The sequence below is a fragment of the Jannaschia helgolandensis genome (genome assembly GCF_900109285.1).
Lineage (GTDB): Bacteria > Pseudomonadota > Alphaproteobacteria > Rhodobacterales > Rhodobacteraceae > Jannaschia > Jannaschia helgolandensis.
This window is the reverse complement of the sequence record NZ_FNZQ01000001.1, coordinates 1,236,292-1,262,414: the sequence shown is the minus strand read 5'-3', so window position 1 is coordinate 1,262,414 and position 26,123 is coordinate 1,236,292. Positions and strand designations below refer to the sequence as shown.

General features: G+C 62.6%; 25 protein-coding genes. 15 read left to right on the top strand and 10 right to left on the bottom strand.

The features are described from left to right. Positions 1 to 68: 68 nt before the first annotated feature. From BMY38_RS06200 to hemB, 3 genes are all read right to left on the bottom strand, one after another. Complete coding sequence (locus tag BMY38_RS06200; RefSeq protein ID WP_092760725.1) at positions 69 to 299, bottom strand: EF-hand domain-containing protein; 231 nt, start codon at positions 297 to 299, stop codon at positions 69 to 71. Positions 300 to 733: 434 nt separating this feature from the next. Then, positions 734 to 940, bottom strand: a complete 207-nt coding sequence (locus tag BMY38_RS06195) for a cold-shock protein (RefSeq protein WP_092760723.1) — start codon at positions 938 to 940, stop codon at positions 734 to 736. Positions 941 to 1,133: 193 nt separating this feature from the next. Beyond that, entirely contained in the window at positions 1,134 to 2,144 is a 1,011-nt protein-coding gene (gene hemB / locus BMY38_RS06190) for a porphobilinogen synthase (RefSeq protein WP_092760721.1), read from the bottom strand. Between the two features lie 127 nt (positions 2,145 to 2,271). Between hemB and BMY38_RS06185 the strand changes: the two genes are divergently transcribed. Both BMY38_RS06185 and mfd read left to right on the top strand, forming a co-directional pair. After that, positions 2,272 to 2,799, top strand: a complete 528-nt coding sequence (locus tag BMY38_RS06185) for a component of SufBCD complex (protein ID WP_092760720.1) — start codon at positions 2,272 to 2,274, stop codon at positions 2,797 to 2,799. A 53-nt stretch (positions 2,800 to 2,852) separates the two neighbouring features. Then, positions 2,853 to 6,335 (top strand): transcription-repair coupling factor, encoded by a 3,483-nt coding sequence (gene mfd / locus BMY38_RS06180; protein WP_092760719.1) that lies wholly within the window; start codon positions 2,853 to 2,855, stop codon positions 6,333 to 6,335. 141 nt (positions 6,336 to 6,476) lie between these two features. Here mfd and BMY38_RS06175 read toward each other — a convergent pair whose 3' ends face one another. The 6 genes from BMY38_RS06175 to ruvC form a co-directional block, all read right to left on the bottom strand. Continuing rightward, on the bottom strand, positions 6,477 to 7,652 hold the full coding sequence (locus tag BMY38_RS06175; RefSeq protein WP_092760718.1) for an MFS transporter: 1,176 nt from the start codon (positions 7,650 to 7,652) through the stop codon (positions 6,477 to 6,479). Positions 7,653 to 7,731: 79 nt separating this feature from the next. After that, the gene (locus tag BMY38_RS06170; RefSeq protein ID WP_092760716.1) at positions 7,732 to 8,397 is read right to left on the bottom strand and encodes a DsbA family oxidoreductase; all 666 of its coding nucleotides are present in this window, start codon (positions 8,395 to 8,397) and stop codon (positions 7,732 to 7,734) included. 132 nt (positions 8,398 to 8,529) lie between these two features. After that, entirely contained in the window at positions 8,530 to 9,549 is a 1,020-nt protein-coding gene (gene ruvB / locus BMY38_RS06165; protein ID WP_092760714.1) for a Holliday junction branch migration DNA helicase RuvB, read from the bottom strand. Beyond that, the gene (locus BMY38_RS06160) at positions 9,546 to 9,782 is read right to left on the bottom strand and encodes a GIY-YIG nuclease family protein (protein ID WP_092760712.1); all 237 of its coding nucleotides are present in this window, start codon (positions 9,780 to 9,782) and stop codon (positions 9,546 to 9,548) included. Before BMY38_RS06160 ends, ruvB begins: the two co-directional genes overlap by 4 nt. Further along, complete coding sequence (gene ruvA / locus BMY38_RS06155; protein WP_092760710.1) at positions 9,782 to 10,429, bottom strand: Holliday junction branch migration protein RuvA; 648 nt, start codon at positions 10,427 to 10,429, stop codon at positions 9,782 to 9,784. Before ruvA ends, BMY38_RS06160 begins: the two co-directional genes overlap by 1 nt. Continuing rightward, on the bottom strand, positions 10,426 to 10,941 hold the full coding sequence (ruvC, locus tag BMY38_RS06150; protein WP_092760708.1) for a crossover junction endodeoxyribonuclease RuvC: 516 nt from the start codon (positions 10,939 to 10,941) through the stop codon (positions 10,426 to 10,428). Before ruvC ends, ruvA begins: the two co-directional genes overlap by 4 nt. Positions 10,942 to 11,246: 305 nt before the next feature. Here ruvC and BMY38_RS06145 point away from each other — a divergent pair, with 305 nt between their 5' ends. Then, the gene (locus BMY38_RS06145; RefSeq protein ID WP_092760706.1) at positions 11,247 to 11,441 is read left to right on the top strand and encodes a DUF1127 domain-containing protein; all 195 of its coding nucleotides are present in this window, start codon (positions 11,247 to 11,249) and stop codon (positions 11,439 to 11,441) included. A gap of 116 nt (positions 11,442 to 11,557) precedes the next feature. Here BMY38_RS06145 and BMY38_RS06140 read toward each other — a convergent pair whose 3' ends face one another. Beyond that, complete coding sequence (locus BMY38_RS06140) at positions 11,558 to 12,442, bottom strand: 50S ribosomal protein L11 methyltransferase (protein ID WP_092760704.1); 885 nt, start codon at positions 12,440 to 12,442, stop codon at positions 11,558 to 11,560. A gap of 127 nt (positions 12,443 to 12,569) precedes the next feature. Here BMY38_RS06140 and BMY38_RS06135 point away from each other — a divergent pair, with 127 nt between their 5' ends. The 12 genes from BMY38_RS06135 to BMY38_RS06080 all read left to right on the top strand — a co-directional run bounded on the left by BMY38_RS06135 (position 12,570) and on the right by BMY38_RS06080 (position 25,964). Then, positions 12,570 to 13,211 (top strand): hypothetical protein, encoded by a 642-nt coding sequence (locus tag BMY38_RS06135; RefSeq protein ID WP_092760702.1) that lies wholly within the window; start codon positions 12,570 to 12,572, stop codon positions 13,209 to 13,211. Continuing rightward, positions 13,208 to 13,609, top strand: coding sequence for a tol-pal system-associated acyl-CoA thioesterase (gene ybgC, locus BMY38_RS06130; protein WP_092760700.1), 402 nt, complete (start codon positions 13,208 to 13,210; stop codon positions 13,607 to 13,609). Before BMY38_RS06135 ends, ybgC begins: the two co-directional genes overlap by 4 nt. Positions 13,610 to 13,995: 386 nt before the next feature. Next, positions 13,996 to 15,207 carry a type VI secretion system-associated protein TagO gene (locus tag BMY38_RS06125; protein ID WP_092760698.1) on the top strand — a complete coding sequence of 404 codons (1,212 nt, stop codon included), beginning with the start codon at positions 13,996 to 13,998 and terminating at the stop codon, positions 15,205 to 15,207. A 92-nt stretch (positions 15,208 to 15,299) separates the two neighbouring features. Continuing rightward, positions 15,300 to 15,998 carry a protein TolQ gene (gene tolQ, locus BMY38_RS06120; protein ID WP_092760696.1) on the top strand — a complete coding sequence of 233 codons (699 nt, stop codon included), beginning with the start codon at positions 15,300 to 15,302 and terminating at the stop codon, positions 15,996 to 15,998. A gap of 1 nt (position 15,999) precedes the next feature. Beyond that, positions 16,000 to 16,485: a protein TolR gene (tolR, locus tag BMY38_RS06115; RefSeq protein WP_092760694.1), complete on the top strand. Its 486-nt coding sequence runs from the start codon at positions 16,000 to 16,002 to the stop codon at positions 16,483 to 16,485. Further along, positions 16,486 to 17,667, top strand: coding sequence for a cell envelope integrity protein TolA (locus BMY38_RS06110; RefSeq protein WP_092760692.1), 1,182 nt, complete (start codon positions 16,486 to 16,488; stop codon positions 17,665 to 17,667). A gap of 118 nt (positions 17,668 to 17,785) precedes the next feature. Then, positions 17,786 to 19,108 (top strand): Tol-Pal system beta propeller repeat protein TolB, encoded by a 1,323-nt coding sequence (gene tolB, locus BMY38_RS06105; RefSeq protein WP_092760690.1) that lies wholly within the window; start codon positions 17,786 to 17,788, stop codon positions 19,106 to 19,108. An 11-nt stretch (positions 19,109 to 19,119) separates the two neighbouring features. Next, complete coding sequence (pal, locus tag BMY38_RS06100; protein WP_092760688.1) at positions 19,120 to 19,632, top strand: peptidoglycan-associated lipoprotein Pal; 513 nt, start codon at positions 19,120 to 19,122, stop codon at positions 19,630 to 19,632. Then, positions 19,632 to 20,474 (top strand): tol-pal system protein YbgF, encoded by an 843-nt coding sequence (ybgF, locus tag BMY38_RS06095; protein WP_092760686.1) that lies wholly within the window; start codon positions 19,632 to 19,634, stop codon positions 20,472 to 20,474. The genes pal and ybgF overlap by 1 nt, the downstream gene beginning before the upstream one ends. Further along, positions 20,458 to 21,723 (top strand): tRNA lysidine(34) synthetase TilS, encoded by a 1,266-nt coding sequence (tilS, locus tag BMY38_RS06090; RefSeq protein ID WP_245737508.1) that lies wholly within the window; start codon positions 20,458 to 20,460, stop codon positions 21,721 to 21,723. Before ybgF ends, tilS begins: the two co-directional genes overlap by 17 nt. 75 nt (positions 21,724 to 21,798) lie before the next feature. Beyond that, positions 21,799 to 23,718 (top strand): ATP-dependent zinc metalloprotease FtsH, encoded by a 1,920-nt coding sequence (ftsH, locus tag BMY38_RS06085; protein WP_092760682.1) that lies wholly within the window; start codon positions 21,799 to 21,801, stop codon positions 23,716 to 23,718. 569 nt (positions 23,719 to 24,287) lie between these two features. Next, on the top strand, positions 24,288 to 25,964 hold the full coding sequence (locus BMY38_RS06080) for a formate--tetrahydrofolate ligase (RefSeq protein WP_092760680.1): 1,677 nt from the start codon (positions 24,288 to 24,290) through the stop codon (positions 25,962 to 25,964). Positions 25,965 to 26,123: the final 159 nt, after the last annotated feature.

The window sequence follows — 26,123 nt, the reverse complement described above, 5'->3', positions numbered from 1 at the left end:
AACGCCCGGACCGCTTGATCCGGGCGTCATATTGTCAGATCGGGCCATCCAACCCGGTCAGTGTCGCGTCAGGACGGCAGCGCACCAGAGTCCTGTGCGGCCTGAACTTCTTCTTCGCTCAGCAACCCATCTGCATCGGTGTCCATCGCGGCGAAGTTGTCCGCAGTCATATCCGGATAGGCGGTCTGAAGCTCTTCCATCGAGACGTATCCATCGCCATCGGTATCCATTGCGCTCTGCGCCCAGGACGGGGCGGCAAGGGCAAGGACGGCAGCAGCTGTCGCAAGAATGCTTTTCATCGTTCTTCTCCAGTTTGGATTACAAAGGGGTTGATCTCTCTACCCGCTCCCATTTGGACGCAACGCCGTCATCGATGCTTCCCCAAGTGATCATCCGTCCCTTTTCGTGCACAACCTCGCTCCTTACTGCCCCGTTCCTGCGCACTTTCCTGCCCGAAAAATCGCGCCCGGAAACCTCGGCGGAAAAGCCTTCATCGAGCCCGTGATTTCCGGCTTGTTCCCGCCGCAGCGGCACAGGCCGATCAACATCAGACTGCGAAGCGAATCGCATAAGGAGATCTGCATTCCGGCTTGCCGATTCAGACGAAACGATCAAAGTCGGAAAAGTGAGCAGGCAGTCCGGTAAGGTCGATCCGCATCGGTCTGAATCGAAAAAGGCGCCCCGTTTCCGGGACGCCTTTCAGACTGTCGGAACCCTCGAAAGGGTTCGAAAATCAGGCCAGTTCGATGTTGGTCGCGCTCTCGCGGCCGTCACGGCCGGGCTCGATATCGAATGTGACTTTTTGGTTGTCGGCCAGACCGGTCAGGCCCGCGCGCTCAACAGCAGAGATGTGCACGAACACGTCCTTGCTGCCGCCGTCGGGGGCGATGAAGCCGAAGCCTTTAGTAGTATTGAACCATTTGACGGTGCCAGTAGCCATCGTCGATCTCCTTCTTAAACTGCCCACAGGATGCGGCAGGTCGGCTAGCGTCAGTGCAAGATCGAAAGACTGAGCCTTAAGAAGGTGTCGTCGATATGGATAACGTCGCAACTCCCACATGGCCGCTTGCAAGCAGGTTTGCAAGCCTTACGCGCAGTCGCGACGATATAGGCAAAGGTTCGCCGCCATTGTTCTATTCCCATCCGGCCCGGATCAGCCGCGCCGCCTCGGGCGCGAAATAGGTCAGCACACCGTCGCAACCGGCCCGGCGGAACGCCATCAGGCTCTCCATCATGGCCTTTTCCCCATCGATCCATCCGTTTCCCGCCGCCGCCCGGATCATCGCGTATTCTCCCGACACCTGATAGGCAAAGGTCGGCACGCCAAAACGATCCTTCACCTTCGCGCAAAGGTCCAGATAGGGCATACCCGGCTTGACCATGACCATATCCGCGCCCTCGGCAATATCGCGGGCGACGCAACGCAGACCTTCATCGGCATTCAGCGGATCCAGTTGATAGGTCTTCTTGTCACCCTTCAATGCACCCGACGCCCCCACCGCATCCCGGAACGGACCATAGAAGGCCGAGGCGTATTTGGCAGCATAGGACATGATCGTCACATCGCACAGGCCCGCGTCTTCCAAGGCACTACGGATCGCGCCGATGCGACCGTCCATCATGTCCGATGGTCCCAGAATATCGGCCCCTGCTTCGGCCTGTGCCATGGCCATTTTGACCAGAGCCGCTACCGAGTCGTCGTTTACGATGACGCCGTCGCGCAGAATGCCGTCGTGACCCTGCGCGTTATATGGGTCCAGCGCCACGTCCGTCATGATCGCGATGTCGGGCACGGCGGCCTTGATCGCACGGGTGGCACGGTTGGACAGGTTCTCGGGGTTCCATGCCTCGGCGCAATCGTCGGTCTTGAGGGTGCCGTCTGTATAGGGAAACAGACAGATCGCGCGAATGCCAGCCGCCTGCGCTTCGGCCGCCGCTTCCACGGTCAGGTCAACGGACCGGCGGATCACGCCCGGCATCGACGCGATTTCCTGTGTCGCGTTGTCACCGTCGCAGACGAAAACGGGCCAGATCAGGTCGTCGACCGACAGCCGGTCCTCTCGGACCAGCGCCCGCAGCGCCGGGGTCCGGCGCAGACGACGGGGGCGGGAGGCAGGGAATCCGGGCGCAGACTTGGCCGTCATGATGTACCTTTGTGACAGTTGCCCTTCGGTCGCACGACCGGAGGCTGGGTTCAACCGCCGCCCGACTTGCCATCCACCCTTGCGTGGGCGACATGGGTGCGACGGTTGCTATGGATCAAGCTGAACCTTGGATTTTCTTTTCCTGGAACTGGCTCTCGAAGCCATCGACTTTAGGTCCTTCTCGAACCTTTGGTTCTGGATCGCGCTCGCCGTGCTGTGGTCAACGGCATCGCATTGGGTCGTGGGCGTGCCTTTCGACATGGTGCGCCGAGCGGCCAGAGGGAACGAGCAGTCGCTGGAGGACATGCATGTGCTGGCCAACATCCATGCTCGTCGCATTCTGTTCATCGCCGAAGAAACCGGCCTGATCACAACCGCCTTTAGTTTCTTTCTGGTCACGATGCTGGCCCTGCTGGGTTTTCTGTATCGGGTGGAATTCGCGCAGGCGATCCTGCTGCTGTTCCTGCCGCTGATGCTTGTTGCGTGGGTCACCCTGCGCGCTGCCCGCAAGGTCGACGGGTTGGACGCGTCAGATCTGGGCAACCTTCTGTTCCGCACCCGACGTCTGATCCAGTTCCTTGGCATCGTGTCGATCTTCGTCACATCGATGTGGGGCATGTGGGTCAATCTGAGCGCCAACGTCCTGGGAATATGAATACGGGTATGGCGCATGGTTGACACCCGCGCCGGCGCCGTTACCTGACGCGGATGCCCGACACCGCCTTCTCTCCTTTGCCGCAAGGCCATATCCGCGTCGGCGGCGCGCCCGAGGGTTTCGACGCCCGTGTTTTGTTGCGCGAACTGGAAAGCGGCAAACCTGTCGTTCATGTCGCCCGCGACGACAAACGGGCCGAGGCAATGGCCGCTGCAATCCGTGCGCACCAATCGGGCGTCACCGTGTTGCGCTTTCCTGCATGGGACTGCCTGCCCTATGACCGGCTTAGTCCCGCTGCCGAAATCAGCGCCACGCGTATGGCGACGCTGACGGCGCTGGCGCATGGGTTCACCGGTGAATTCATCTTGCTGACGACGCTGTCTGCGCTGACGCAGCGTATGCCTGCGCGCGCGACACTGAAAGGTGCGGGCTTTGCCGCCCGTCTGAATCAGCGCATCGACGAGGATGCCTTGCGCCTGTTCCTTGTCCGCATGGGTTTTACCCAGACCCCCACCGTGGTTGAGCCGGGCGACTGGTCGCCGCGCGGCGGTATCATCGACATCTGGCCCCCGGGTCAGCCTGCGCCAGTGCGTCTGGACCTGTTCGGCGACACGCTGGACGGGCTGCGCCGCTTCGATCCGGTGACGCAGCGCACGACCGATCAATTGAAGATGATCGAACTTGCGCCGGTTTCCGAAGTCATCCTGGACGGTCCGGCGATCACCCGATTCCGTCAGACCTATCGCATCGAGTTCGGGGCGGCGGGCACTGACGACCCGCTCTACGAAGCGGTCAGCGCTGGCAAGAAACCACAGGGCGCGGAACACTGGCTGCCGTTCTTCCACGAAACGCTGGAGACTTTGCCCGATTATCTGCCCGACGCGACCTTTGTGCTGGACGACGCCACGCCCGCGCATCACGCCGACCGATGGATTCAGATCGCCGATATGTATGATAATCGGCGCGAGGCGATGCAGGCCAAGGGGCGCGTCGACAGCGTATATAAACCCGCCCGGCCCGAGACCTTGTATTTGCGCCCCGAAGACCTCGATGTCGCACTGGCCTCCCACCGCACGCTGCATCTGAACCCTCTACCCGCTGCCCCCGGCCCGGGTGTCATCGACGCGGGTGGGCGGATCGGTCGCAGCTTCGCGCCCGAACGGCAGCTGGAGGATGTGAGCCTGTTCGGCGCGCTTGCCGACCACATCGCCGCCAAACGGGCCGATGGCGGCGTTGTGATCGCATCCTATTCCGGCGGCGCGCGCGAACGTCTGCAAGGATTGCTTGAAGATCAGGGCGTCACCGGTACCCGTGCCGTCAAGCGACTGGAAGACGTTGCCAAGGGCGAAGTCGGGCTGGCGATCTGGGCGCTGGATCGGGGCTGGGAGGGGCCTGTCGGCAAGGACAGGCTGACGGTGATTTCAGAACAGGACGTGCTGGGCGAACGCCTGATCCGCGGCAAAAAAAAGAAACGCCGTGCCGAGAACTTCCTGACCGAGGCGCAGGCCCTGTCAATGGGCGATCTGGTCGTTCACGTCGATCATGGTGTCGGACGGTTCATCGGGCTGGAGACGGTCACGGCGGCGGGCGCGCCGCATGAATGTCTGGCGCTGGAATACGCGGGCGGCGACCGCCTGTTCCTGCCGGTCGAGAATATTGAACTGCTGTCCCGATACGGGCAGGAAGAAGGTCTTCTCGACAAGTTGGGCGGCGGCGCATGGCAGGCCCGCAAGGCCCGCCTGAAGGAACGCATCCGCCAGATCGCCGAACGCCTGATGCGGATCGCGGCGGAACGTGCCCTGCGCAAGGCACCCATTCTGGAGGCACCCCGCGACATGTGGGAAACCTTCGCCGCCCGCTTCCCCTACGAGGAAACCGACGATCAGTTACAGGCCATCGAGGACGTGGCCGAAGACCTCGCCTCGGGCCGTCCGATGGACCGGCTTGTTGTCGGCGATGTGGGCTTTGGCAAGACCGAGGTAGCGATGCGCGCTGCCTTCATCGCGGTCACCGCCGGCAAACAGGTGGCCGTCATCGCACCGACGACCCTGCTGGCACGGCAACACGCCAAGTCGTTTCAGGACCGGTTTCGCGGACTGCCGATCAAGGTGCGGCAGCTGTCGCGGTTCGTGACCACCAAGGATGCCAACGCGACCCGCGCCGGTCTGACGGATGGAACCGTCGACATCGCCATTGGCACCCACGCCCTGCTGGCAAAGCAGGTAAAATTCGCCGAGCTTGGCCTGTTGATTATCGACGAGGAACAGCATTTCGGCGTCACCCACAAGGAACGCCTCAAGGAAATGCGGTCCGATATTCACGTTCTGACCCTGTCCGCCACGCCGATTCCGCGCACGTTGCAGATGTCGCTGACCGGCGTGCGCGATCTGTCGATCATCGGCACACCGCCGATAGACCGTCTTGCCATCCGTACCTATGTGTCCGAATTCGACACCGTCCAGACCCGCGAAGCATTGCTGCGCGAACATTATCGCGGCGGGCAATCCTTCATGGTCGTCCCCCGCATCACCGACCTGCCTGACATGGAAGCGTTCCTGCGCGAACAACTGCCGGAACTGACCTATGTGATTGCCCACGGACAGCTTGCGGCAGGAGATCTGGACGAGCGGATGAACGCCTTCTACGACGGCAAATACGATGTCCTGCTGTCGACGACGATCATCGAGAGCGGCATCGACATCCCGACCGCCAATACCATGATCATCTGGCGCGCCGACATGTTTGGCCTGTCGCAGCTTTATCAGATCAGGGGGCGCGTGGGTCGCTCCAAGACGCGCGCCTATGCGTTCCTGACCACCAAACCGCGCGCCAAGCTGACGCCGCAGGCCGAGCGACGCCTGAAGGTGCTTGGGTCTATCGACGCGCTCGGTGCCGGGTTCAACATTGCAAGCCAGGATCTGGACCTGCGTGGCGGTGGCAACATCATTGGCGAAGAACAGTCCGGCCACATGCGCGAAGTCGGCTTCGAGCTGTACCAATCCATGCTGGAGGAGACGATCGAGAAGCTGAAATCCGGCAAGGCCGACCTGCCCGATGCGCTGTCCGACGATTGGTCACCCCAGATCAATCTGGGTGTTCCGGTCCTGATCCCCGAAGACTACGTCACCGACCTGGATACCCGTCTGGGTCTCTATCGTCGCCTGTCGGGTCTGGATCGGAAAGTCGAACTGGAAGGCTTTGCCGCCGAACTCATCGACCGTTTCGGTCCTCTGCCCCGCGAAGTGAATGTCCTGCTGCGGATCGTGCGCATCAAATCTATGTGCAAGGCTGCGGGTGTCGAGAAGCTGAACGTCGGGGCCAGGGGTGCAACGGTGGAATTTCACGGCAACCGCTTTGCACGGCCCGAAGGTCTGGTTGATTTCATCAAGGCAAGAAACGGCGCCGCCAGAATCAAGGGCGACAAGCTGGTCGTCATTTCGGAGTTTCCGTCCGAGGCGGACCGCATCAAAGGCGCATTCTCCATCGCCCGCGATCTGGCGGTGCACGCGGGGGCGGCCAAGCAGCGAACGGATTGACCTTTATTGCTGACCGTGAGTCGGAGGACATGCTTCTGGTCAAAACGCGAGCGTGGTTCTGGTCGGGCCTTCAGTTTTCTTGGCTTTCGGACACTGGCGGACTGTGGCGGACTGTGGCGGAGCGCACCGCCGGGGCCCCCCCTATAGCTCCCGCAACCTGCGCGCCAGCAACAGACCAAGCGCGGCGCAGACAGCGACCCCCAGCATCAGAGGCACCGGCGTGCCATTGAACGCCAGCCCGATGGGTGCGGCCACGAAAACGGCGACAATGGTGGAAACGGCTGAAATCACCGACGACGCCATCCCCGCGATATGTCCCATCGGCTGCATCGCGATGGCGTTCAGATTGCCGATGGTCAGCCCCGCCATGGCGAAAACGCCAACCTGCCAGACCACGAACAAGCCGAAGCGCCAGCCCTCGGGCGTCAGTCCCGTGGCCCACCCGGCGGCCAGCACGAGCGACAGCACCAGATGCGACGCCAGCGCAAGCCTTACCAGATACGGCATGCCCAACCGTCCGACGAGCGATGCGTTCAGAAAGGACGCCCCTCCGGACAGAAGGGCGACCAGACCGAACCAGATCGGGAACGTATCAGCCCGACCGAAAGTGAATTCATAGATCGGCTGTATGCTGATGATGGTGGCAAACAGGATGCCGAACACCAGCGTCTGCATGATGATCGCCCGGCGAACGTTACGATGGACAAAGACCTCGACCACTGCCGCGCGCAGCTGCGCGATCCGCAGGGGACGGCGCAAACCGACAGGCAGGGTTTCGGGCTGACGGATCAGCAGCCAGAGACCCGAGATGGTCGCGAACACGACGAAGGCCCAGAATACCCCGCGCCAGCCGAAGCCCGCGATGATGAACGCGCCGATCAGCGGCGCAATGGCGGGCACAAGAGTGAAGGTCATCATTATGAAACTGGCGACACGCGCCATCCCCCGGCCGGCATAAAGGTCGCGCACCATCGCCTGTGCCGCGACCCTTGGACCGGATGCCCCCAGCCCCTGCAACACGCGCACGGCCAGCAGCATTTCCAGACTGGGCGCGATGGTGGCGAGTGCGGCGGCGATGGAGTAGACGACCGCACCGCCGATCATCACCCATTTGCGCCCCAGCGCATCCGACAGCGGCCCGGCGAACAATGTGCCAAGCCCCATGCCGAACACGAAGGCGACGATCACCAACTGAGCGGCATTGGGCGCACCGGGCGAAAGCTCACGGCCGATTTCCGGCAAGGCGGGCAGCATGGCATCGATGGAAAACGCGATCGTAGCGGACAGCATAGCCATCAGCGCCACGAACTCCGGCATTGACAGTGCGCGCTCTGTGCGTGGTTTCAGACGGGACGGTTGCGGCGGCGGGGCTTCCGGGCGGGCGGTCACGGAATTCTCACGTAGCAGTCGCGTCCGATCCGGCCTGTTTATTCACCTCCTCCAGAATTTCCTCGATGACCTGCCCCCATAATTCGGGCGGCTGCGCCCCGCGCAGCACATGCTGATTGGCGATCACGAACGTCGGCACGCCGCTGACACCCCGTTCACGGGCGTGGGCATCGCGGGCGCGAATATCCTCGCGGTCCGCGTCCGATGCGAACAGACGGTCCAGCATCTCGCGCTCCATGCCGCAGCCCACACCGATATCAATCAGAGTAGCTATATCGCCAATGTCGCGGCCCTGCTCGAAATACGCTTCGAACAAGGCCTGCACCACGTGCGTCTGTTTTTCCTCAAGCCCTGCCCAATGGATCAGCCGATGAGCATCCAGCGTGTTCGGCGTGACCTTGATGGCCTCGAAATCAATTGTGAGACCCGCCGCCTCCGCCGCTTCGACGACGGGGGCATAGGCGCGCACCGCGCCTTCCTTGCCACCGAACTTCTCCTCGAGGTAGGCGCGCCGGTCCCTGCCCCCTTCAGGCATGTCCGGATTCAACTGAAACGGATGCCATTCCAGAACGAAAGGATGGTCTGGATGCTTCTGCAGCGCCCGGAACAGGTTCGCCTTGCCGATATGACACCAGGGGCAGATCGGGTCTGAAAGAATATCGAGCTTGATCATGAATACAGCCTTATCGCGGGATCATGACGAACCTAATGGCGGTATCGACGGGTTGAAAGATCGTCGGATACACATCCGCCTGTGCGCATTTTTCTTTTCCCGAAGCATTAAGGTCTGCAACGGACCTTCGCTTCATCCGAAAAGATCGTCCCGTTCAGGAACGTCCAGTCCCAAGTGCGTCCAGCCCTTCTGCGCCAGGACCCGTCCGCGCGGCGTTCGCGCAAGCAGCCCTTGTTGCAGCAGGTATGGCTCGATTACCTCTTCCAGGGCATCGCGGCTTTCCGAAAGCCCGGCAGCCATCGTTTCAACCCCCACCGGGCCGCCGCCGTAATTTTCCGCCAGCAGTCTCAGATACCTTCTGTCAGCGGAGTCGAGGCCCAGGTGGTCCACACCCAAACGTGTCAAAGCCCAGTCAGCGATGGCGGAGGTAACTGTCCCGTCGCCCTCGACCACCGCGAAATCCACCACCCGTCGCAACAAGCGACCGGCGATCCGCGGTGTGCCACGGGCCCGTCGGGCGATTTCCTGCGCGCCGTCATCGGTCGCGGGTGCCCCCATCAGTCGCGCACCACGGGTGACGATCTGGTGCAACTCGGGGATGGTATAAAATTCCAGTCGCGTCGGAATGCCAAACCGGTCGCGCAACGGCGTTGTCAGAAGCCCCAGCCGCGTCGTCGCGCCCACCAATGTGAACGGTTGCAGGTCGATGCGCACGGTGCGCGCCGCCGGACCTTCGCCGATCACCAGGTCCAGCGCGAAATCCTCCAGCGCGGGGTAAAGGACTTCCTCGACTGCGGGGTTCAGGCGGTGGATTTCGTCGATGAACAGAACGTCGCGTGGCTCCAGGTTGGTCAGGATCGCGGCCAGATCACCGGCCTTGGCCAGCACCGGCCCCGAGGTCATCCGAAACCCCACGCCCAACTCGCGTGCCATGATCTGCGCCAGCGTCGTCTTGCCCAACCCCGGAGGGCCATGAAACAGCACGTGATCCATGGCCTGCACCCGTCTGCGTGCGCTTTCGATGAAGATCCGCAGGTTTGCCCGCGCCTCAGCCTGCCCGATGAATTCATCCAGCACCTGTGGACGCAACGCCCGGTCGTCCGGCACGTCATCGGGGATCGAAGCATCCAGCAGCGGGTCACGGTCCATCATCGGTTCAACCCATCCGTTCTGGCGTGCAAATGTCTCATCCAGCCTTGTTGCGGTGTCGTGATGTCTTCAATGGACATGGCGGGCGAGACGCGTTCAAGGATCGAGAGGTTTTCCTGCGCAGCTTTTATAAAGCACGCAACGAACCTGCATCCCAGCCTCCGATACAGCAGCATGAGATTCGCATCCTGCGGCGCGATTTTTACGCGCTCCAGAATCTCGCGAAACGCCAGCATCAATCCCTCGGGGCCAGCAGCTTGAGCGCTGCGCGGATCAGGTCGGGTGTGTCGCCGCCCGCGCTCGCCGCTTCGGCCACGGCGCGGGCGGCATCGACCGGGGCATAGCCCAGGTTTGACAGGGCCGACAGCGCTTCGGACTGGGCGCTGGCGTCGACCTTTGGCGCGACTGCGGTCGAGTCGACCAAAGGTCCGTCCGCCACCCCTTCCAAGTCAGGGGCCGAACCACCCTCCATCAGCATCATGGCCGGGGCCTTGCCCTTCAGCTCCAGCACGACGCGCTGCGCGATTTTCGGGCCGACGCCCGGCGCGGCCCTGACCGCATTCGCATCGCCCAGGGCAATCGCACGGGCCACACCGTCGGCACCCAACGTGCCAAGAATAGCCAGTGATCCCTTGGCTCCGATCCCCTGAACGCTTGTGAGAAGGCGGTGCCACTCCCGCTCCTGCACCGTCAGGAATCCGAAAAGCTGCATCAGGTCTTCGCGCACCAGTAACTCGGTCCAGAGCGAAACCGGCGTCCGCACAGGTGGCAGTGCGGCGATTGTACGGTCCGAGCATTGAACGATATACCCAACGCCGTTTACGTCCAACAGAACGTGATCGCTTGCCTTGTGGTCAAGCCGCCCGGTCAGCCGCCCGATCACGCGGATGTCTCCGCGCCGCGGGCCACTGCCGCCGCCAGCCGTCCGCGGGTCTGCAAATGCACGGAATGGCACAGTGCAATTGCCAGCGCATCCGCTGCATCCGCCGAATCCGGGGCGCACCCCGGCAATTGCATCAAAACCATGTGCAGGATCTGCGATTTGTCGGCGTGACCAACGCCCACAACGGTTTTCTTGACCGTATTGGGGGCATATTCACCGACATCGATTCCGGCCTGTGCCGGGACCAGAACGGCGATCCCCCGCGCCTGCCCAAGCTTGAGCGTGCTTTGCCCGCCCGCGTTCACGAACGTCTGTTCGACCGCAGCCGCATCGGGCGCGTATCTCAACAGAACCTCGGTCAGCAAAGCATGCAATGACAGCAGGCGGACATCCATTGCCGTGCCAGTCGGGCGACAGGTCCCGTTCGCAACATGGCAAATGCGCGGCCCATCGACATCGATGACGCCCCAGCCGCAGGCCCGCAGACCCGGATCGATTCCCATCACGCGCATCTGCCCAACCCCGTGCCTCGTCTGATGTTCTTGCTTTGATCCTTGGCTAGCATAGGCCAGCCCACAGGGCCAGCACGGACATTCGCGGAACGGCATCACTAGGATTGCCGTGGTCACCCCGTGTAAACTTGCCGCGGCGCAGCAACTATTTCCGAGGTTCTCATACTGCTATGCAAAAAGCACATAGCGGACATTCCCGCTTGATATTTGTGCAGTTTGAGAACCCACCCTATCTGCGCCTGATCCGAAGCAGCCAAAAGGGCTGCACCCCCTCTTTGCAGCCTCATTCCGAACTAGGATAAATCATGGCCACCTTCGACGTCTTTACCCCCGCCCGTCCAGCCCCCGCCACAGGCATGTTCACTGCCATGTTGGGACGTTTCATTTCGTGGAACGATCGCCGCGTGACTGTAAAGATGCTGAACGGTCTGACCGACCGCGAACTTAACGATATCGGCCTGGAACGTGCCAACATCGCGTCCTGGTCCCGCCGTCGCTAATCTGTGACCGCATTACCGTTACGATTTGCCAATGGGCCGTCCATCGGGACGGCCCGTTTTGCCTTGGTGGATTTATAGAGACAGCTTCATCAGGCATGGCTCCCGTTCCATCGGGATCAACGCCGCCGCAGGCTCAGTGTTGTCCAGTCGCCGACTTCGACGCGGCGGACCATATCGAACCCGACAGCATCATAGGCCGCCACGACCTCGTCACCCTGTGGATTCAACAGGCCTGAAAGTATCGCGTAGCCGCCCCTCGCCGCGTGGGCGGCCAGATCGGGGGCCATGTCGATCAGTGGGCCTTTCAGGATATTGGCGAAAATCAGACCATAAGGGGCCAGTGCCGCCAGTCGTGGATGATCGAACCCGGCGGCCTCAACGCATTCGACCCGCGCCGTCAGGTCGTTCACGTCGACATTGGCCTGCGCGACTTCGACAGCGACCATATCGATATCCGACGCAATAACGGCTGTGTCCGGCCAGATCTTCGCCGCCGCCATCGCCAGAACCGCCGTACCCGCCCCGATATCCGCTGTCGATCCCGGTGCCAGGCCGTCGGCCAGCAGCGTCTCGAACGCCAGAAGACAGCCCTGCGTCGTGCCATGGTGGCCGGTGCCGAAGGCCATTGCCGCCTCGATCAGCAGGGCAACGCGGCCATCTGGAATGCGGTCGGCATCGTGACTGCCATAGACGAAGAAGCGCCCCGCTTCGACCGGGTGCAGATCGCGCCTGACGTGAGCGACCCAGTCCGTCGGCGGCACTTCTGAGATGACAAAGGGCTTCGCCCCGAAGGCCGCCGCCAGCAAGGCCAGCCCGGTGTCATCGGGAGCATCCGCGAAATAGGCTCCGACCTCCCACAACCCGGAGCCGTCCTCCATCTCGAAGACGCCGACGCCGTCGGGCTCCAGCGTTTCTTCCAGTGCGTCGCCCAGCCCTTCGGCCTGCGCCTTGGTCCTGAGGGTGGTCAGCGCGGTCCAGCTGGCGGGGGTGATGTCAGACATTTTTGCGGCTCCTCGTCGGGTTCAGGTGTCCTTGCGGGGTGGCTGGGGCAGCCGTCAAGGCATTGCGCGCCCCGCCCTCTGGCCACCGCGCATCCGTCATGGCATTTCCGTGCCCATGACACAGAATATGCCACAGATCGAACCCCTGTCGCCCGACGCCATTGAAACGCTATTCACCCGTGGCGACGGCCAGTTCCTGTTCGCCCGCTGGGGCCGACCCATCGTGCCGGTCGTCTTCGGTGTCACCGACGAAACCGTCGCCATTCTGAAAGGCGCGATCGAGGCATTGTGCGTGCTGACCGGCCACAAGATGGCCGAGACCGACCCGGAGCTTGGCGTCAACCTGATGGTCTTCTTCGTGCGCGACTGGGCCGAATTGCCCGTGACGCCCAACCTGGACCGCCTGATCCCGGATCTGGGCGCACTGACCGACCGCCTTCAGGCCGCAGAGGCCAACCAGTATCGCATCTTTCGCTTCGACGAGAGCGGCGCGATCAAGGCCTGCTTCGCCTTCCTGCGCATGGACGACGAGCTGGCGCAGGTACCCGCCGACACCTTGGCATTGAACCAGATGGTGCAGGCGCTTTTGCTGTGGTCTGATAAAGCGTTTACCGACGCCTCCCCCCTCGCCCTGCTGGAGGGTCGCGCCGTGCTGCGCCCCGATGTCGCCGACCTTATGCGAGCTGCCTATGACCCCGTTCTGCCTGCGATGGCGCAGGACCCAAGCCATGCGCTGCGCCTCTTCGCCCGCACAGGACGGGTGCAATGACGGCCACTGATCCGAGGCATGTCTGGCCGATCCGCGTCTATTACGAGGATGTCGATCTGGCCGGCATCGTCTATTATGCCAATTATCTGAAGTTCATAGAACGCGCCCGCTCCGAAATGGTCCGGGCCGCAGGGGTGGATCAGGACGCGATGCGGTCCGCAGGGCTGGTTTTTGCCGTTTCGCGGGTCGAAGCGGATTACCTGAGGCCCGCGCGCTATGACGATACGCTTCAGGTCGAAACCACGATGGTCGACGTTACTGCGGCGCGCTTCGTGATGAAACAGACGGTGATGCGCGATGGCAGGCCCCTGTTCCTCGCGACTGTGACCATTGTCTGCATGGACCTGTCCGGTCGACCGCGCCGCTTGCCTGCCGAAATCACGGATCTTGTCCCATGACGTCCGCCGCGACACCCCACGACAGCCCGAGGGCGGCGCATCGCTGCGATGATGCTGGTGCGGCCACGAGCTGATCGCCGTTCCGATGGCGGAGTTTCCTGCCGGCTGATCAAACGGGCCGTTCGAACGGGCCGGACTGACGAAGTTGCACGCGCATGATGCTGATCTGTACTGGTGGCGAATGCCTCCCCGTCGAGGCCGAAACGGGACAATCGATGATCTGCGACCGTCATCAACTGACGCCACCCGTGCAACGCTTGCCCGGCGGACGTCCGACGCAGAATTCACGGATGTGCAGAGGAAGGATCGCTCGACGGTCGCGCTCGGTCCTAAGGGTTTTTTAAGGGCAATCTGGCAGGGTCCCGCAAAACAGCGAGTCGACTGCCATGCCCCTTCCCTTCCGCGCCGCCGCCTATCTCGTTGCCACGCTGTCAGGGGCATCGCTGGGATATTCGATCTCGGGCGGGGTCGGCGAGGGCGCGGTGCCGCGGAATACCATGCCCTCGACCCTGCCCGTCGGCACCCCGCCCGTTACCCCGGTCGCGACCCCGGAGACAATGTCGGACGGTCCTCCGCCAACCACGGTGCAAACGACGGCAGCCCCAGTCGGGGACACAGTCGACACCAGTGGGTGGACTTTGCGATCCGAAGTGTCGGATTTCGATAATCTGACCAATGTGTTCCTGTCCGTTTCCAGCGATCGGCCATTACCCTGCGGACCACGGCGCAGGGCGACATTGATGCTGCGTTGCCTTCAGGACAGGACAGCGGTCTATATCGCCCACGATTGTGCCACACCACCCGGCGACCCCAATGGATGGCAGGTGGAGCAGCGTCTGGATACTGCCACCACCACCACCGCCTATATGAAGGTCGACAGTTACGGCGAGGCATTCGGGTACTGGCAGTATCGCCCCGCCCGCACCCTCATCGAAAACCTGATCCGCGCCGACAAGCTCCATCTTCGTTTCACGGACGCCGATGGGCTGACCAGCGAGATGCGATTTCCGCTGACCGGTCTGACCGAGGCATTGCCGACACTCAGCGCAGCCTGCAACTGGTCGGATGTCGCCCCATGGGAGGCACCAGATCCCGCAGCGATAACTGTGGGGTCTGAACACGATCCCCACACCGGCGAGAGCGGTGTGACAACAAGCGCAGGCAAATCGCGCGATGATCACGGCGATGATGGGTCGGCTTTGAACGGGATCAACGCAATATCCGGCGACCATCCGTCGACCGCAGCCGAAGGGGCCGCGTCGCGAGGTATAGGGCCGGGTGCAGCGCGGCAGGCGGCGAACGACGGCGGCGATCAGCCCGGACCAGACAGGCCGCCATCCAGCCTGCTTGCGGCACGCTCTGGGGCTGGCGCATCCATCGACATCGTACACCTGGATGGTCAGCCGTCGGACGGGGCGGCAGGCCGTCATGAAGGCGATGGCGGGACGGACCCGCAGGCTTCGACACCCGTCGTCGTGACAGTCAACGCATCGAACAGGTCGAGGGAAAGACCCGCCGACGTCGAAAGCGCGCCAAGACTGTTGCTCGGCGAAAGATGGCTCAACGATTATACGCGCGGCATTCCGCCCAAGAAGTGATCCAGCTACACAAACGCTTTTTCATCTGATAGGGATTCGGCAATTCTCAGCGGTCGATAAACGATCCGAACAACCAAGGACGGGCAGTCCACATGGAAACCGAAGTACTGGCAGCCGCCAGCGAGATCGACTTCTCGCTCTGGGCGCTGTTCCTGCGTGCGACCTTCATCGTGAAGATCGTTATGGTCATGCTGTTTGCAGCCTCGATCTGGGTCTGGGCCGTGCTGATCCAGAAAGTCGTGCAGTTCCGGCGCGCGCGCAACCATGCCGCCTCCTTCGACCGGGCTTTCTGGTCGGGCGAGCCATTGGACGAACTCTATGACCAGATCGGCGACCGGCCCAAATCCGCGTCGGAGCGCATCTTCGCCTCGGCAATGCAGGAATGGTCGCGCAGCCACCGCGATGACGGCGGCCTGATCGCGGGCACCCAGTCGCGCATCGATCGCACCATGGATGTGGCCATCGCCAAGGAACGCGACCGCCTGACATCCGGGCTCGTTTTTCTGGCCACAGTCGGCTCAACCGGGCCGTTCGTCGGCCTGTTCGGCACGGTCTGGGGCATCAAGAACGCGTTCGAACAGATCGCCATCAGTCAGAACACCAATCTCGCAGTCGTGGCTCCCGGCATTGCCGAAGCCTTGCTGGCCACGGGGCTGGGCCTTCTGGCCGCCATTCCGGCGGTCGTCTTCTATAACAAGCTGACCCGCGATGCGGATCGCATCACCGGTAACTACGAAGCCTTTGCGGACGAATTCGCCACGATCCTGTCGCGCCAGCTGGACGCGGCCTGACATGGGGGCGGGAACGATCCAGTCCGGCGGCGGCAGTGGCGGGCGACGCCGCAGGCGCAGCAGCAGCGGCGCACCGATGTCCGAAATCAACGTCACGCCCTTCGTGGACGTGATGCTGGTGCTGCTGATCATCTTCATGGTCGCGGCCCCCCTGCTCACGGCGGGCGTTCCCGTCGAGCTGCCCCAGACTGCCGCCACGCCCCTGCCTCAGGAAGACGAGGAGCCGCTGGCCATAACGGTCGCAGCGGATGGTCTCGTGCAGATCGGGTCTCAGGAAGTGCCACGCGACGAATTGGTCACGCGATTGCAGGCGATCGCCGGCGAACGTCAGAGCGACAGGGTGTTCCTGCGCGCTGACGGAAGCGTGCCATATTCCGACATTATGGTGGTGATGGGTGCTTTGAACGCGGGCGGGTTCCGAAATATCGGGCTGGTCACGGATGCGGGCGGGCCGACGCTGGATGGCACCGGCACGGCGGATCAGTAGATGGAACGGCGCACGGCAGTCGCGCTCTCGGGCACGGCCCATGCAGGCCTGATCGTCTGGGCCATGGTTGCCGGGCTTTTCAACCCCGTTGAAGACGACCAGTTGCAGATTGCGGCCGTCAGCGTCATTTCCAGTGCCGAATTCGACGCACTGGTGTCGGCGGCTCCGGCCCCTGCCGCGCCCGCTCCGGCAGCACCTGCGGCACCCGAACAACCCGAAACATCTCAGGCGCCTACTCCCACCGAAGAAGCACCGCCCCCTGAGCCTGCACCGACGCCCGTGACCCCGACTCCTACCCAGCCTGACGATACGCCGGACGTGGCAGAACTGGTCCTGCCACAGACCGAAGTGACGCAGGATGCACCGAACGCGCCGACCCCGCCCGCCGATGCGCCGGATGCGGCACCCGGCCCACGGCCCACCCCGCGCGCCGCGGAACGCGTGTCGCCCACGCCTGCCCCGGCCCCGCCGCCTCTGACGGAAACCGCGCCAACGGTCGAGGCCCCGCCTGCCCCGTCGGACGTCAAACCGGAGGAGCCGGTCGAACCTGCCGAAACGCCGACCGCGCCCGAGGAGAGCGCACCGCGTATCATCACCGAAGCGGATATCCCGGCGGCCGCCGAACAACCGTCGAATGCCCCCGAGACATCGTCACGGCCTCCGTCACGGCCCGCGCGTCCGCAAGTTGCTGTGGCCGAAACGCCCGCCGCTCCGGCACGACCCGCCGCTCCGGCGGAACCCCGACCGACTGAAACGGCGACCGCCGCCGAAGAACCCCGCACATTCGATACATCCGCGGCTTTGGCCGAAGCTCTGGGTGGCGGCACACCCGCCTCGCCCGGCGATCCAGGCCCGCAACTTTCTCCGGGACAGGAGGAAGGCTTCCGTCTCGCCGTGCAAAGCTGCTGGGATCTGGGTGCCGTCTCGACCGATGTCATGCGGACCGTAATGACGGTGTCGTTCGAAATGCGGCCCGACGGTTTTCCCATCTCCAGTACGATCCGGGTGAAAAATGCGTCGGGCGGCACCGCGGCGTCCCAGCAAATCGCATTAGAACGGGCCAAGACCGCGATTATCCAGTGTTCGGTGAAGAATCAGGGCTATGACTTGCCCGAAGAAAGCTATGCACAGTGGAAAAACATCACGATCACCTTCGATCCGACGCAATCGCGGGTTCGGTGATGTCACAATATCGCGCTGAACGTTGCCACCCTGCAGCAAAGCCCACACGGCCGGTTGAGAAATTTCGCCATGGCGGCGATACCGGACGCACGACCGTTCTGGAAACGATGAGGTTGACGTGAAACGATTGTATCAAGGTCTCTGCGCCGCTCTGCTGTCGCTTGCATTCCTGACAGGTGCCGCACGGGCGCAGTTGGAAATCATCATCACCGATCCGAACATATCGCCTCTGCCCTTTGCGGTGCCGACTTTCGTGGCGCGGAACGCGGAGGCGGCCGAACTTGCTGAGAACATCTCGCAGGTCATCGCGGCGGATTTGACGAACACCGGCCTGTTCCGTGAAATCCCCAGGGACGCTCATATTTCACGTATCGGCACTTTCGATGCCCCGATCCAGTTTTCCGACTGGAAGGCGATCAATGCACAGGCGCTTATCACCGGCTCCGTTCTGGCCGAGGGGGACGGGCGCATCGTCGTTCAGTTCCGACTGTTCGACGTGACCAGCGAGGCACCTCTGGGCGAGGGACTGCAATTCGTCGGGACCGCCGATGGCTGGCGCCGCATGGCCCACAAGGTTGCCGACGCCGCCTATTCCCGCATCACCGGCGAAGGCCCCTATTTCGACAGCCGCACGGTATTCGTCTCGGAACAGGGGCCCAAGGATGCACGGCTCAAGCGTCTGGCGGTGATGGATTACGACGGGGCGAATGTACAATATCTGACGTCGTCGGATTCCATCGTGTTGGCCCCTCGGTTCAGCCCGGACGGCAGCCGAATCATCTATACCGGGTATGAATCGGGCTTTCCCAAGGTCACGTTGATCAATGTCGGCACCCTGCAAAAGCAGACCGTGGGCGGCATCGACCAGAACATGAGCTTCGCCCCACGATTCAGCCCGGATGGCGGACGCGTCGTGTATTCCGCCGAGGTGGCAGGCAATACCGACCTGTATCTGCTGGATCTCAACTCGGGTGCGACGACGCGGCTGACGACGGCCCCCTCGATCGAGACGGCCCCCAGTTTCAGCCCCGATGGCACCCGGATCACCTTCGAGTCTGATCGCTCGGGCGGACAGCAGCTTTATATTATGCCTGCGAGTGGCGGCGAAGGTAACCGGATCAGCTTTGGCGCGGGCCGGTATGGCACGCCTGTCTGGTCGCCCAAGAACGATTATATCGCCTTCACCAAGCAGAATGAGGGCCGCTTCCACATTGGCGTGATGCGCACCGACGGGTCCGAAGAACGGCTGCTGACCGGAGCTTTTCTGGACGAGGGGCCGACCTGGGCGCCGAACGGTCGTGTGATCATGTTTACCCGCGAGACGTCGGGCGCGAATGGTGCGCCTGCTTTGTATACGGTCGACATTACTGGCCGGAATCTTCAACGTGCCGCGACTCCCGCGGCGGCTTCGGACCCGTCCTGGGGTCCGCTCCTTCGATAGAGGTAGATACCATGAAACTGACTGCACTTCTTCTGTTGGCCGCGCTGACCCTGTCCGCCTGTGGCAGCCGCCTGGGTCAAGACGGGGCGAACGGCGCCGTCGATCTGAATGCCGGCGCAAACGGCAGTTTTGTCCCCGGCAGCGCCAACGATCCATCCTCGGTGGCTTATTTCCAGCAAACCATCGGCGACCGCGTACTGTTCGCTCTCAATCAATCCAGCCTGTCTCCCGAGGCGCAGACCGTCCTTGCCGCCCAGGCCCGTTGGATGAACAGCAACCCCGGCTACACCGCGCTGATCGAAGGTCATGCGGACGAACAGGGCACCCGGGAATACAACCTTGCGCTTGGCGGCCGACGTGCGAATTCGGCCCGCGATTACCTGATCAGCCAGGGCGTTTCCGCCACGCGCCTGCGCACCATCAGCTATGGCAAGGAGCGTCCGGTTCAGGTCTGTTCGACAGAAGCGTGCTATAGCCAGAACCGCCGGGCCGTCACCGTGCTGGCCGCCGGGGCGGGCGTCTGATGCTGCGCGTCCTCTGCGTCGCTCTGTTAACAGTGATGTCGGGGCTGCCTGCAGTCGCGCAGCAGGACCAGACCCTGGCCGACATTCGCCAGCAGTTGAGCGTTCTGCAGGTCGAGATGCAGAAACTGAAGGGTGAATTGAACACCACCGGTGCGCCCGCGACCGGCACCGGCGGGTCCACGGTTCTCGATCGCCTGAATGCGATCGAGAGCGAGCTGCAACGCATGACCCAAAAGACCGAGCGGATGCAGTTTCGCATCGAAAGCGTATCACGTGACGGGGCCGCAAGAATCGAGGATCTGCGGTTCCAGCTTTGCGAACTGACGACCGATTGCGACCTGGCGTCCCTGCCGAACCCCGGCCCGCTGGGCGGCGCGCCCGAGGGCGGAACAGCGGCAGCGGGCATCATCGCGCCTCCGGCCGAAACCGGTGGCACGTCCGGCGGCGCTGAGTTGGCGTTCAGCGAACAGGCTGATTTTGACCGCGCCAAATCCGCGCTGGATGCGGGTGACAATGCCGCTGCGGCGCAGGCGTTCAGTCAGTTCGTCACAAGCTATCCGACCGGGCCGCTGACCGCCGAAGCACAGTTCTTCCGCGGCCAGGCGCTGGCCCGCGACGGCCAACACGCCGCTGCGGCCCGCGCATATCTCGAGTCGTTTTCCGGCACGCCCGAAGGCCCCCGCGCGCCCGAAGCGCTGGTAGGGCTGGGCACGGCGCTCGGCTCTCTGGGGCAAAACGACGAGGCATGTCTGACGCTGTCGGAAGTGGCGATCCGCTTCCCGAACTCGCCCGCCATCTCGCAGGCTAATGCGGCGCGGGCAGGTCTTGGCTGCGCCGGATAACACCATCGAGGGACGCCTTTGGGCGTCCCTCGAGACCCTACTCGGCCCCCGTCGCCCTCGTTTCGAGCCTGGCCCGCTTGGCGTTGCCATTTCGGGTGGCGGCGATTCGACGGCGCTTTTGCTGGCAACGCTCGACTGGGCGAAAGAAGACGGAATCGACGTTCGAGCCGTGACAGTGGACCACGGGTTGCGCGACGGCTCCGCCGCCGAAGCGAACCATGTCGCCACCCTCTGCGCCGGTCTGGACTGCCCGCATGATACGCTGACCCTGACCGATCTGGTCCCCGGTCCGAACCTTCAGGCCCGCGCTCGCAATGCCAGGTACGACGCAATGAAGGACTGGGCCGGGACCGTGGGCTGCAACGCCGTTCTGCTGGGTCACACCGCCGATGACGTTGCCGAAACGCTGGTGTTGCGGTTGCGGCGCGGGGCGGGCATCGACGGTTTGGCCCGGATGGCGGCGTGGCGGCTGGCGGCGCACACGTCGCTGCACTGGGGTCGCCCGTTTCTGGATATCCGCCGCGCCGAATTGCGCGACTATCTCGGTGCAAAGGGGATCACACCTATCGAAGATCCAAGCAACGAAGACCCGTCTTTCGATCGCATCGCGGTCCGCCATGCGATGGCGAGCCTCGGCCTTGATGTCGCAACTTTGTGTCAGTCGGCGACGGCGCTGGGCGAAGCGCGGGATACCCTGGACCATCGGATGCGCATGCTGGCCCGCGAACTTATCCGCGAGGATCGTGGCGACCTGATCTTCGCCCTTGCGCCTTTCTCCGACCTGTTCGCATCGGAACCTGAACACGCCAGACGCTTGCTGGTCGCCGCACTGGCATGGGTGGGCGGCAAGTCGGATGCACCCCGCCGGGCCGAACAGCGTCGTTTGCGTGAAAATATTCTGAACCGTCAGGCCTGCACACTGGCCGGATGCCGGATAGAGCCGAACCTGCCCGATATGCGGATCGGACGTGAACTTTCCGCCGTCGCCGGTCCGTCCCAGACCGACGCGGTATGGGACGGGCGCTGGATACTGGACGGCCCGCATGCGCCCGAGCTTACCGTCGGCGCGCTCGGCGACGACATCAATTCCATCGACTGGAGAGCGACCGGCCTGCCCCGAAAAACCGTCATGGCCTCGCCTGCGGTGCGGCGCGGAGACAGCCTGATCGCCGCGCCGATCGCCGGGTGGTCGGAAGGTTGGGACGCATTTCCCCGCGTCGCATTCGCACAGGCGCTGATAAGACGTTGAACCTGCGGCCCGAACGACTATCTTTCAGTGCAAACCAAACGCGTGGTCTAGGGCCGCGAGATTCGGAGATTTTTCTTGGGTAATGCGCGCAATATCGCCTTCTGGGTCGTTCTTTTCGTCCTTGTGATGGCCCTCTTCCAACTGTTTTCAGGTGGTAATTCGACGGTCGCCGGCCGCGACGTCCCGTACTCCGACTTCATCAACCAGGTCGAGAACGGGTCGGTTTCCACTGTGACTCTGGACGGCGAGCGGATCGTCTTCCGCGGCGCATCGGGTGCTGACCAGATGACGATCAAGCCTGCCGACGTGGACGTAACCGATACGCTTCTGAAGAATAACGTGCGGATCGTCGCCGAAAGTCAGCAACAGTCTGGGTTCCTGTCGGCGCTGGGACTGTGGTTGCCGTTCCTCGTGCTGATCGGGATCTGGATCTTCTTCATGAATCGCATGCAGGGCGGCGGCAAAGGCGGCGCCATGGGCTTCGGCAAGTCGAAGGCAAAACTGCTGACCGAGAAATCGGGCCGGGTGACGTTTGACGACGTGGCTGGCATCGATGAGGCCAAGGAAGACCTGGAAGAAATCGTCGAATTCCTGCGTAATCCGCAAAAGTTCAGTCGACTGGGCGGTAAAATTCCCAAGGGCGCTCTTTTGGTTGGCCCTCCGGGTACGGGCAAAACGCTTCTGGCGCGCGCCGTGGCGGGCGAAGCCGGGGTGCCGTTCTTTACCATTTCCGGCTCTGACTTCGTCGAGATGTTCGTGGGTGTCGGGGCCAGCCGTGTCCGCGATATGTTCGAACAGGCCAAGAAAAACGCGCCCTGTATCGTCTTCATCGACGAAATCGACGCCGTCGGCCGTTCGCGCGGCGTCGGCTATGGCGGTGGCAACGACGAGCGTGAGCAGACGCTGAACCAGCTTCTGGTCGAAATGGACGGGTTCGAGGCGAACGAGGGCATTATCATCGTCGCCGCCACCAACCGGCCCGACGTTCTGGACCCGGCATTGCTGCGCCCCGGTCGCTTCGACCGTCAGGTGCAGGTGCCGAATCCCGACATCAAGGGTCGTGAAAAGATCCTCAACGTTCATGCCCGCAAGGTGCCGCTGGGTGCTGACGTCGACCTGCGGATCATTGCGCGCGGCACGCCTGGTTTCTCGGGGGCCGACCTTGCCAACCTCGTGAACGAATCCGCGCTGAGCGCTGCTCGCATTGGCCGCCGTGTCGTGACGATGGAGGACTTCGAGCAAGCCAAGGACAAGGTGATGATGGGGGCCGAGCGTCGGTCGATGGTCATGACCGAAGACGAAAAGAAACTGACCGCCTATCACGAAGCCGGTCACGCTATCGTCGGCCTGAACGTGCCGCAGCATGATCCTATCCACAAGGCAACGATCATCCCGCGCGGTCGTGCATTGGGTCTGGTGTTGTCGCTGCCCGAACGCGACCGGATCTCGGCCAGCTATCAGTGGTTCACCTCGCGCATTGCAATGGCGATGGGTGGCCGCGTCGCCGAGGAGCTGATCTTCGGCAAGGAGCATGTCACCAGCGGGGCCAGTCAGGACATCAAACAGGCCACGCAAATGGCGCGCGCCATGGTCACGCAATATGGCTATGCCCACGAGGAATTGGGGTTCGTCGATTATGCAAACGAACAGCAAAGTTTCCTGGGACCCTATGGCGGCGGTACGAACCATTCGTCCGAAACGCAAAAGCTGATCGACGACAAGGTCAAGGAAATCATCAACGACGGGTATGAGACCGCCAAGCGTATCCTGACCGAAAAGGCCGATGCGCTGGAAAACCTGGCGCAGGGTCTTCTGGAATATGAGACGCTGACCGGACCCGAGATCATGAAGGTGATCAACGGTGAGGTGCTCACGCGCGGGGATGACGACGATCACACGGATATTTCGGGCGGCAGCAGCCTGACGGCGGTTCCGAAAACCAAGCCGAAATCCAAGGGTCCGGATATCGCGCCCGAACCCGAACCAAGCGCCTGAGGTTTTCTCAACGGCCCCGGCATCGTGTCATGGCGCGTGCCGGGGTTTCCATTCCGTGACGGGTAGGATGCGTATGCCGTGCTGGCTTGCTGAAAACATCGGTTGCCTGTGCCTGATCAGAGGCTGGCAATGCGCAAAGGAAAAGGCCTGACGCAGCGCATCAGGCCTTTGAAATCAATCTGTTCGTATTTATCAGGCCAGAGCCAGGCTTGTCGCGAGAGCAAGGGCCAGACCGGCGACGAAACCGGCGTGAATGAAGAGGCTTGTGGCGGTCATGGTAAGCTCCTGAGTTGGGTAGTTCGGCGATACTCTGCCGATGATGTTCATCGTTCTTGCAGGTAGAACAATTAACAACTCGTTTCGGTTCCTTGATTCGGCACGATCATTTTTCCAGCTCTGGCCGATGCTTCCGTTTCCCAGCCGTTGCCATAGTTTCCAATCCGATCCGTCAGGCCCTTGCGGCGACGTGGGAACGTGTCGGAATGTCGGTTTTCGCAACACCCTTCCCCTGTCGCTCCGCATAGGGCTTGTGCCAAGTCTGAAGCCCGCGCGACGAAAAGGATGCCGCCATGACCGTGAAGACAGATATCGAGATTGCCCGTGCGGCGAATAAGCGTCCTATCCTGGAGATCGGAAAGAAGCTGGGCATCGGGGCGGATGATCTGCTGCCGTATGGGCATGACAAGGCCAAGGTCAGTCAGGCGTTCATCAACGGCATCGAGGCGCGCAAGAGTGGCAAACTTATCCTTGTGACCGCGATCAACCCGACACCCGCGGGTGAAGGCAAGACGACGACGACGGTGGGTCTGGGCGACGGTCTGAACGCGATCGGCAAAAAGGCGATGATCTGCATCCGCGAAGCCTCGCTCGGGCCCAATTTCGGGATGAAGGGCGGCGCTGCGGGCGGCGGTTACGCGCAGATCGTTCCTATGGAGGAGATGAACCTCCACTTCACCGGCGATTTCCATGCCATCACCAGTGCGCATTCCCTGCTGTCGGCGATGATCGACAATCACATCTACTGGGGCAACACGCTGGAGATCGACATCCGACGCGTCGTCTGGCGGCGCGTCGTCGATATGAACGACCGGGCCCTGCGCCAGATCACCGCCAGCCTGGGCGGGGTCAGCAACGGTTTTCCCAGTGAGGCCGGGTTCGATATCACCGTTGCATCCGAAGTCATGGCCTGCCTGTGTCTGGCCAGTGACCTGAAGGATCTGGAGAAACGTTTGGGTGATATGATCGTGGCTTATACCCGCGATCGCAAACCGATCTATGCCCGCGACATCAAGGCCGATGGTGCGATGACGGTGCTGTTGAAGGACGCGATGCAACCCAATTTGGTGCAGACGCTGGAGAACAACCCCGCCTTCGTGCATGGCGGGCCGTTCGCCAACATCGCGCATGGTTGCAACTCGGTCATCGCTACGACGACGGCGCTGAAACTGGCGGATTACGTGGTGACCGAAGCGGGCTTCGGGGCTGATCTGGGGGCCGAGAAGTTCATGAACATCAAGTGCCGCAAGGCCGGGATCGCGCCAGATTGCGTGGTGCTGGTGGCGACGGTGCGGGCGATGAAGATGAACGGCGGCATCGCCAAAGCCGATCTGGCCGCTGAAAATGTAGACGCGGTGAAGGCGGGCTGCGCCAATCTGGGCCGCCACATCGGCAATGTGAAATCCTTCGGCGTGCCGGTCGTGGTCGCGATCAACCACTTCACCGGCGACTCGGATGCCGAGGTGCAGGCGGTCAGTGACTACGTCGCCAGCCAGGGATCCGAGGCCATCGTCTCGAAGCATTGGGCCGACGGCTCCAAGGGGTCCGAGGCGTTGGCCAGGCGCGTGGCGGAAATCGCCGATGCGGGGGTGGCGAACTTCGCGCCGCTCTACCCCGACGAGATGCCGCTGTTCCAGAAGATGGAGACCATCGCCAAACGAATCTATCACGCCGACGAGGTGCTGGCCGACAAGAAGATCCGCGATCAGCTAAAGGCCTGGGAAGAACAGGGCTATGGCCATCTGCCGGTCTGCATGGCCAAGACGCAGTATTCCTTCTCGACCGATCCGAATTTGCGTGGCGCGCCGACGGGGCATTCGGTGCCGGTCCGCGAAGTCAGGCTGTCGGCGGGGGCAGGCTTCGTGGTCGCGGTCTGCGGCGATATCATGACGATGCCCGGCCTGCCGCGCGTGCCCTCGGCCGAGAACATCCGCTTGAACGACGCGGGCGAGGTCGAGGGGCTGTTTTGAAGGTGCGAAACCCGAAACGCCGCCGTTCACCTTTGTGAATCAATCGTTCACATTCGGGACCAGCGGTCGCAGCAATGCTCCGCGACCGGCGAAGAATCGCCACGGGTGATCCACGGGTGACCTGCGGGTGATCCGGGTCGGACAAGAAAGCAGATGAGG

Excerpts from the sequence above, each read along its gene's own strand:
- tolR (WP_092760694.1), top strand. The coding sequence starts at position 16,000 with ATGGGGGCGGGAACGATCCAGTCCGGCGGCGGCAGTGGCGGGCGACGC.
- hemB (WP_092760721.1), bottom strand. The coding sequence starts at position 2,144 with ATGACGGCCAAGTCTGCGCCCGGATTCCCTGCCTCCCGCCCCCGTCGT.
- BMY38_RS06175 (WP_092760718.1), bottom strand. The coding sequence starts at position 7,652 with ATGCCGGAGTTCGTGGCGCTGATGGCTATGCTGTCCGCTACGATCGCG.
- BMY38_RS06140 (WP_092760704.1), bottom strand. The coding sequence starts at position 12,442 with ATGTCTGACATCACCCCCGCCAGCTGGACCGCGCTGACCACCCTCAGG.
- BMY38_RS06195 (WP_092760723.1), bottom strand. The coding sequence starts at position 940 with ATGGCTACTGGCACCGTCAAATGGTTCAATACTACTAAAGGCTTCGGC.
- BMY38_RS06170 (WP_092760716.1), bottom strand. The coding sequence starts at position 8,397 with ATGATCAAGCTCGATATTCTTTCAGACCCGATCTGCCCCTGGTGTCAT.
- ybgF (WP_092760686.1), top strand. The coding sequence starts at position 19,632 with ATGCTGCGCGTCCTCTGCGTCGCTCTGTTAACAGTGATGTCGGGGCTG.
- BMY38_RS06145 (WP_092760706.1), top strand. The coding sequence starts at position 11,247 with ATGGCCACCTTCGACGTCTTTACCCCCGCCCGTCCAGCCCCCGCCACA.
- BMY38_RS06135 (WP_092760702.1), top strand. The coding sequence starts at position 12,570 with ATGCCACAGATCGAACCCCTGTCGCCCGACGCCATTGAAACGCTATTC.
- ybgC (WP_092760700.1), top strand. The coding sequence starts at position 13,208 with ATGACGGCCACTGATCCGAGGCATGTCTGGCCGATCCGCGTCTATTAC.
- ruvB (WP_092760714.1), bottom strand. The coding sequence starts at position 9,549 with ATGATGGACCGTGACCCGCTGCTGGATGCTTCGATCCCCGATGACGTG.
- BMY38_RS06200 (WP_092760725.1), bottom strand. The coding sequence starts at position 299 with ATGAAAAGCATTCTTGCGACAGCTGCTGCCGTCCTTGCCCTTGCCGCC.
- BMY38_RS06080 (WP_092760680.1), top strand. The coding sequence starts at position 24,288 with ATGACCGTGAAGACAGATATCGAGATTGCCCGTGCGGCGAATAAGCGT.
- BMY38_RS06160 (WP_092760712.1), bottom strand. The coding sequence starts at position 9,782 with ATGCTGGCGTTTCGCGAGATTCTGGAGCGCGTAAAAATCGCGCCGCAG.
- BMY38_RS06110 (WP_092760692.1), top strand. The coding sequence starts at position 16,486 with ATGGAACGGCGCACGGCAGTCGCGCTCTCGGGCACGGCCCATGCAGGC.
- mfd (WP_092760719.1), top strand. The coding sequence starts at position 2,853 with ATGCCCGACACCGCCTTCTCTCCTTTGCCGCAAGGCCATATCCGCGTC.
- pal (WP_092760688.1), top strand. The coding sequence starts at position 19,120 with ATGAAACTGACTGCACTTCTTCTGTTGGCCGCGCTGACCCTGTCCGCC.
- BMY38_RS06125 (WP_092760698.1), top strand. The coding sequence starts at position 13,996 with ATGCCCCTTCCCTTCCGCGCCGCCGCCTATCTCGTTGCCACGCTGTCA.
- ruvC (WP_092760708.1), bottom strand. The coding sequence starts at position 10,941 with ATGCGCGTGATGGGAATCGATCCGGGTCTGCGGGCCTGCGGCTGGGGC.
- tolQ (WP_092760696.1), top strand. The coding sequence starts at position 15,300 with ATGGAAACCGAAGTACTGGCAGCCGCCAGCGAGATCGACTTCTCGCTC.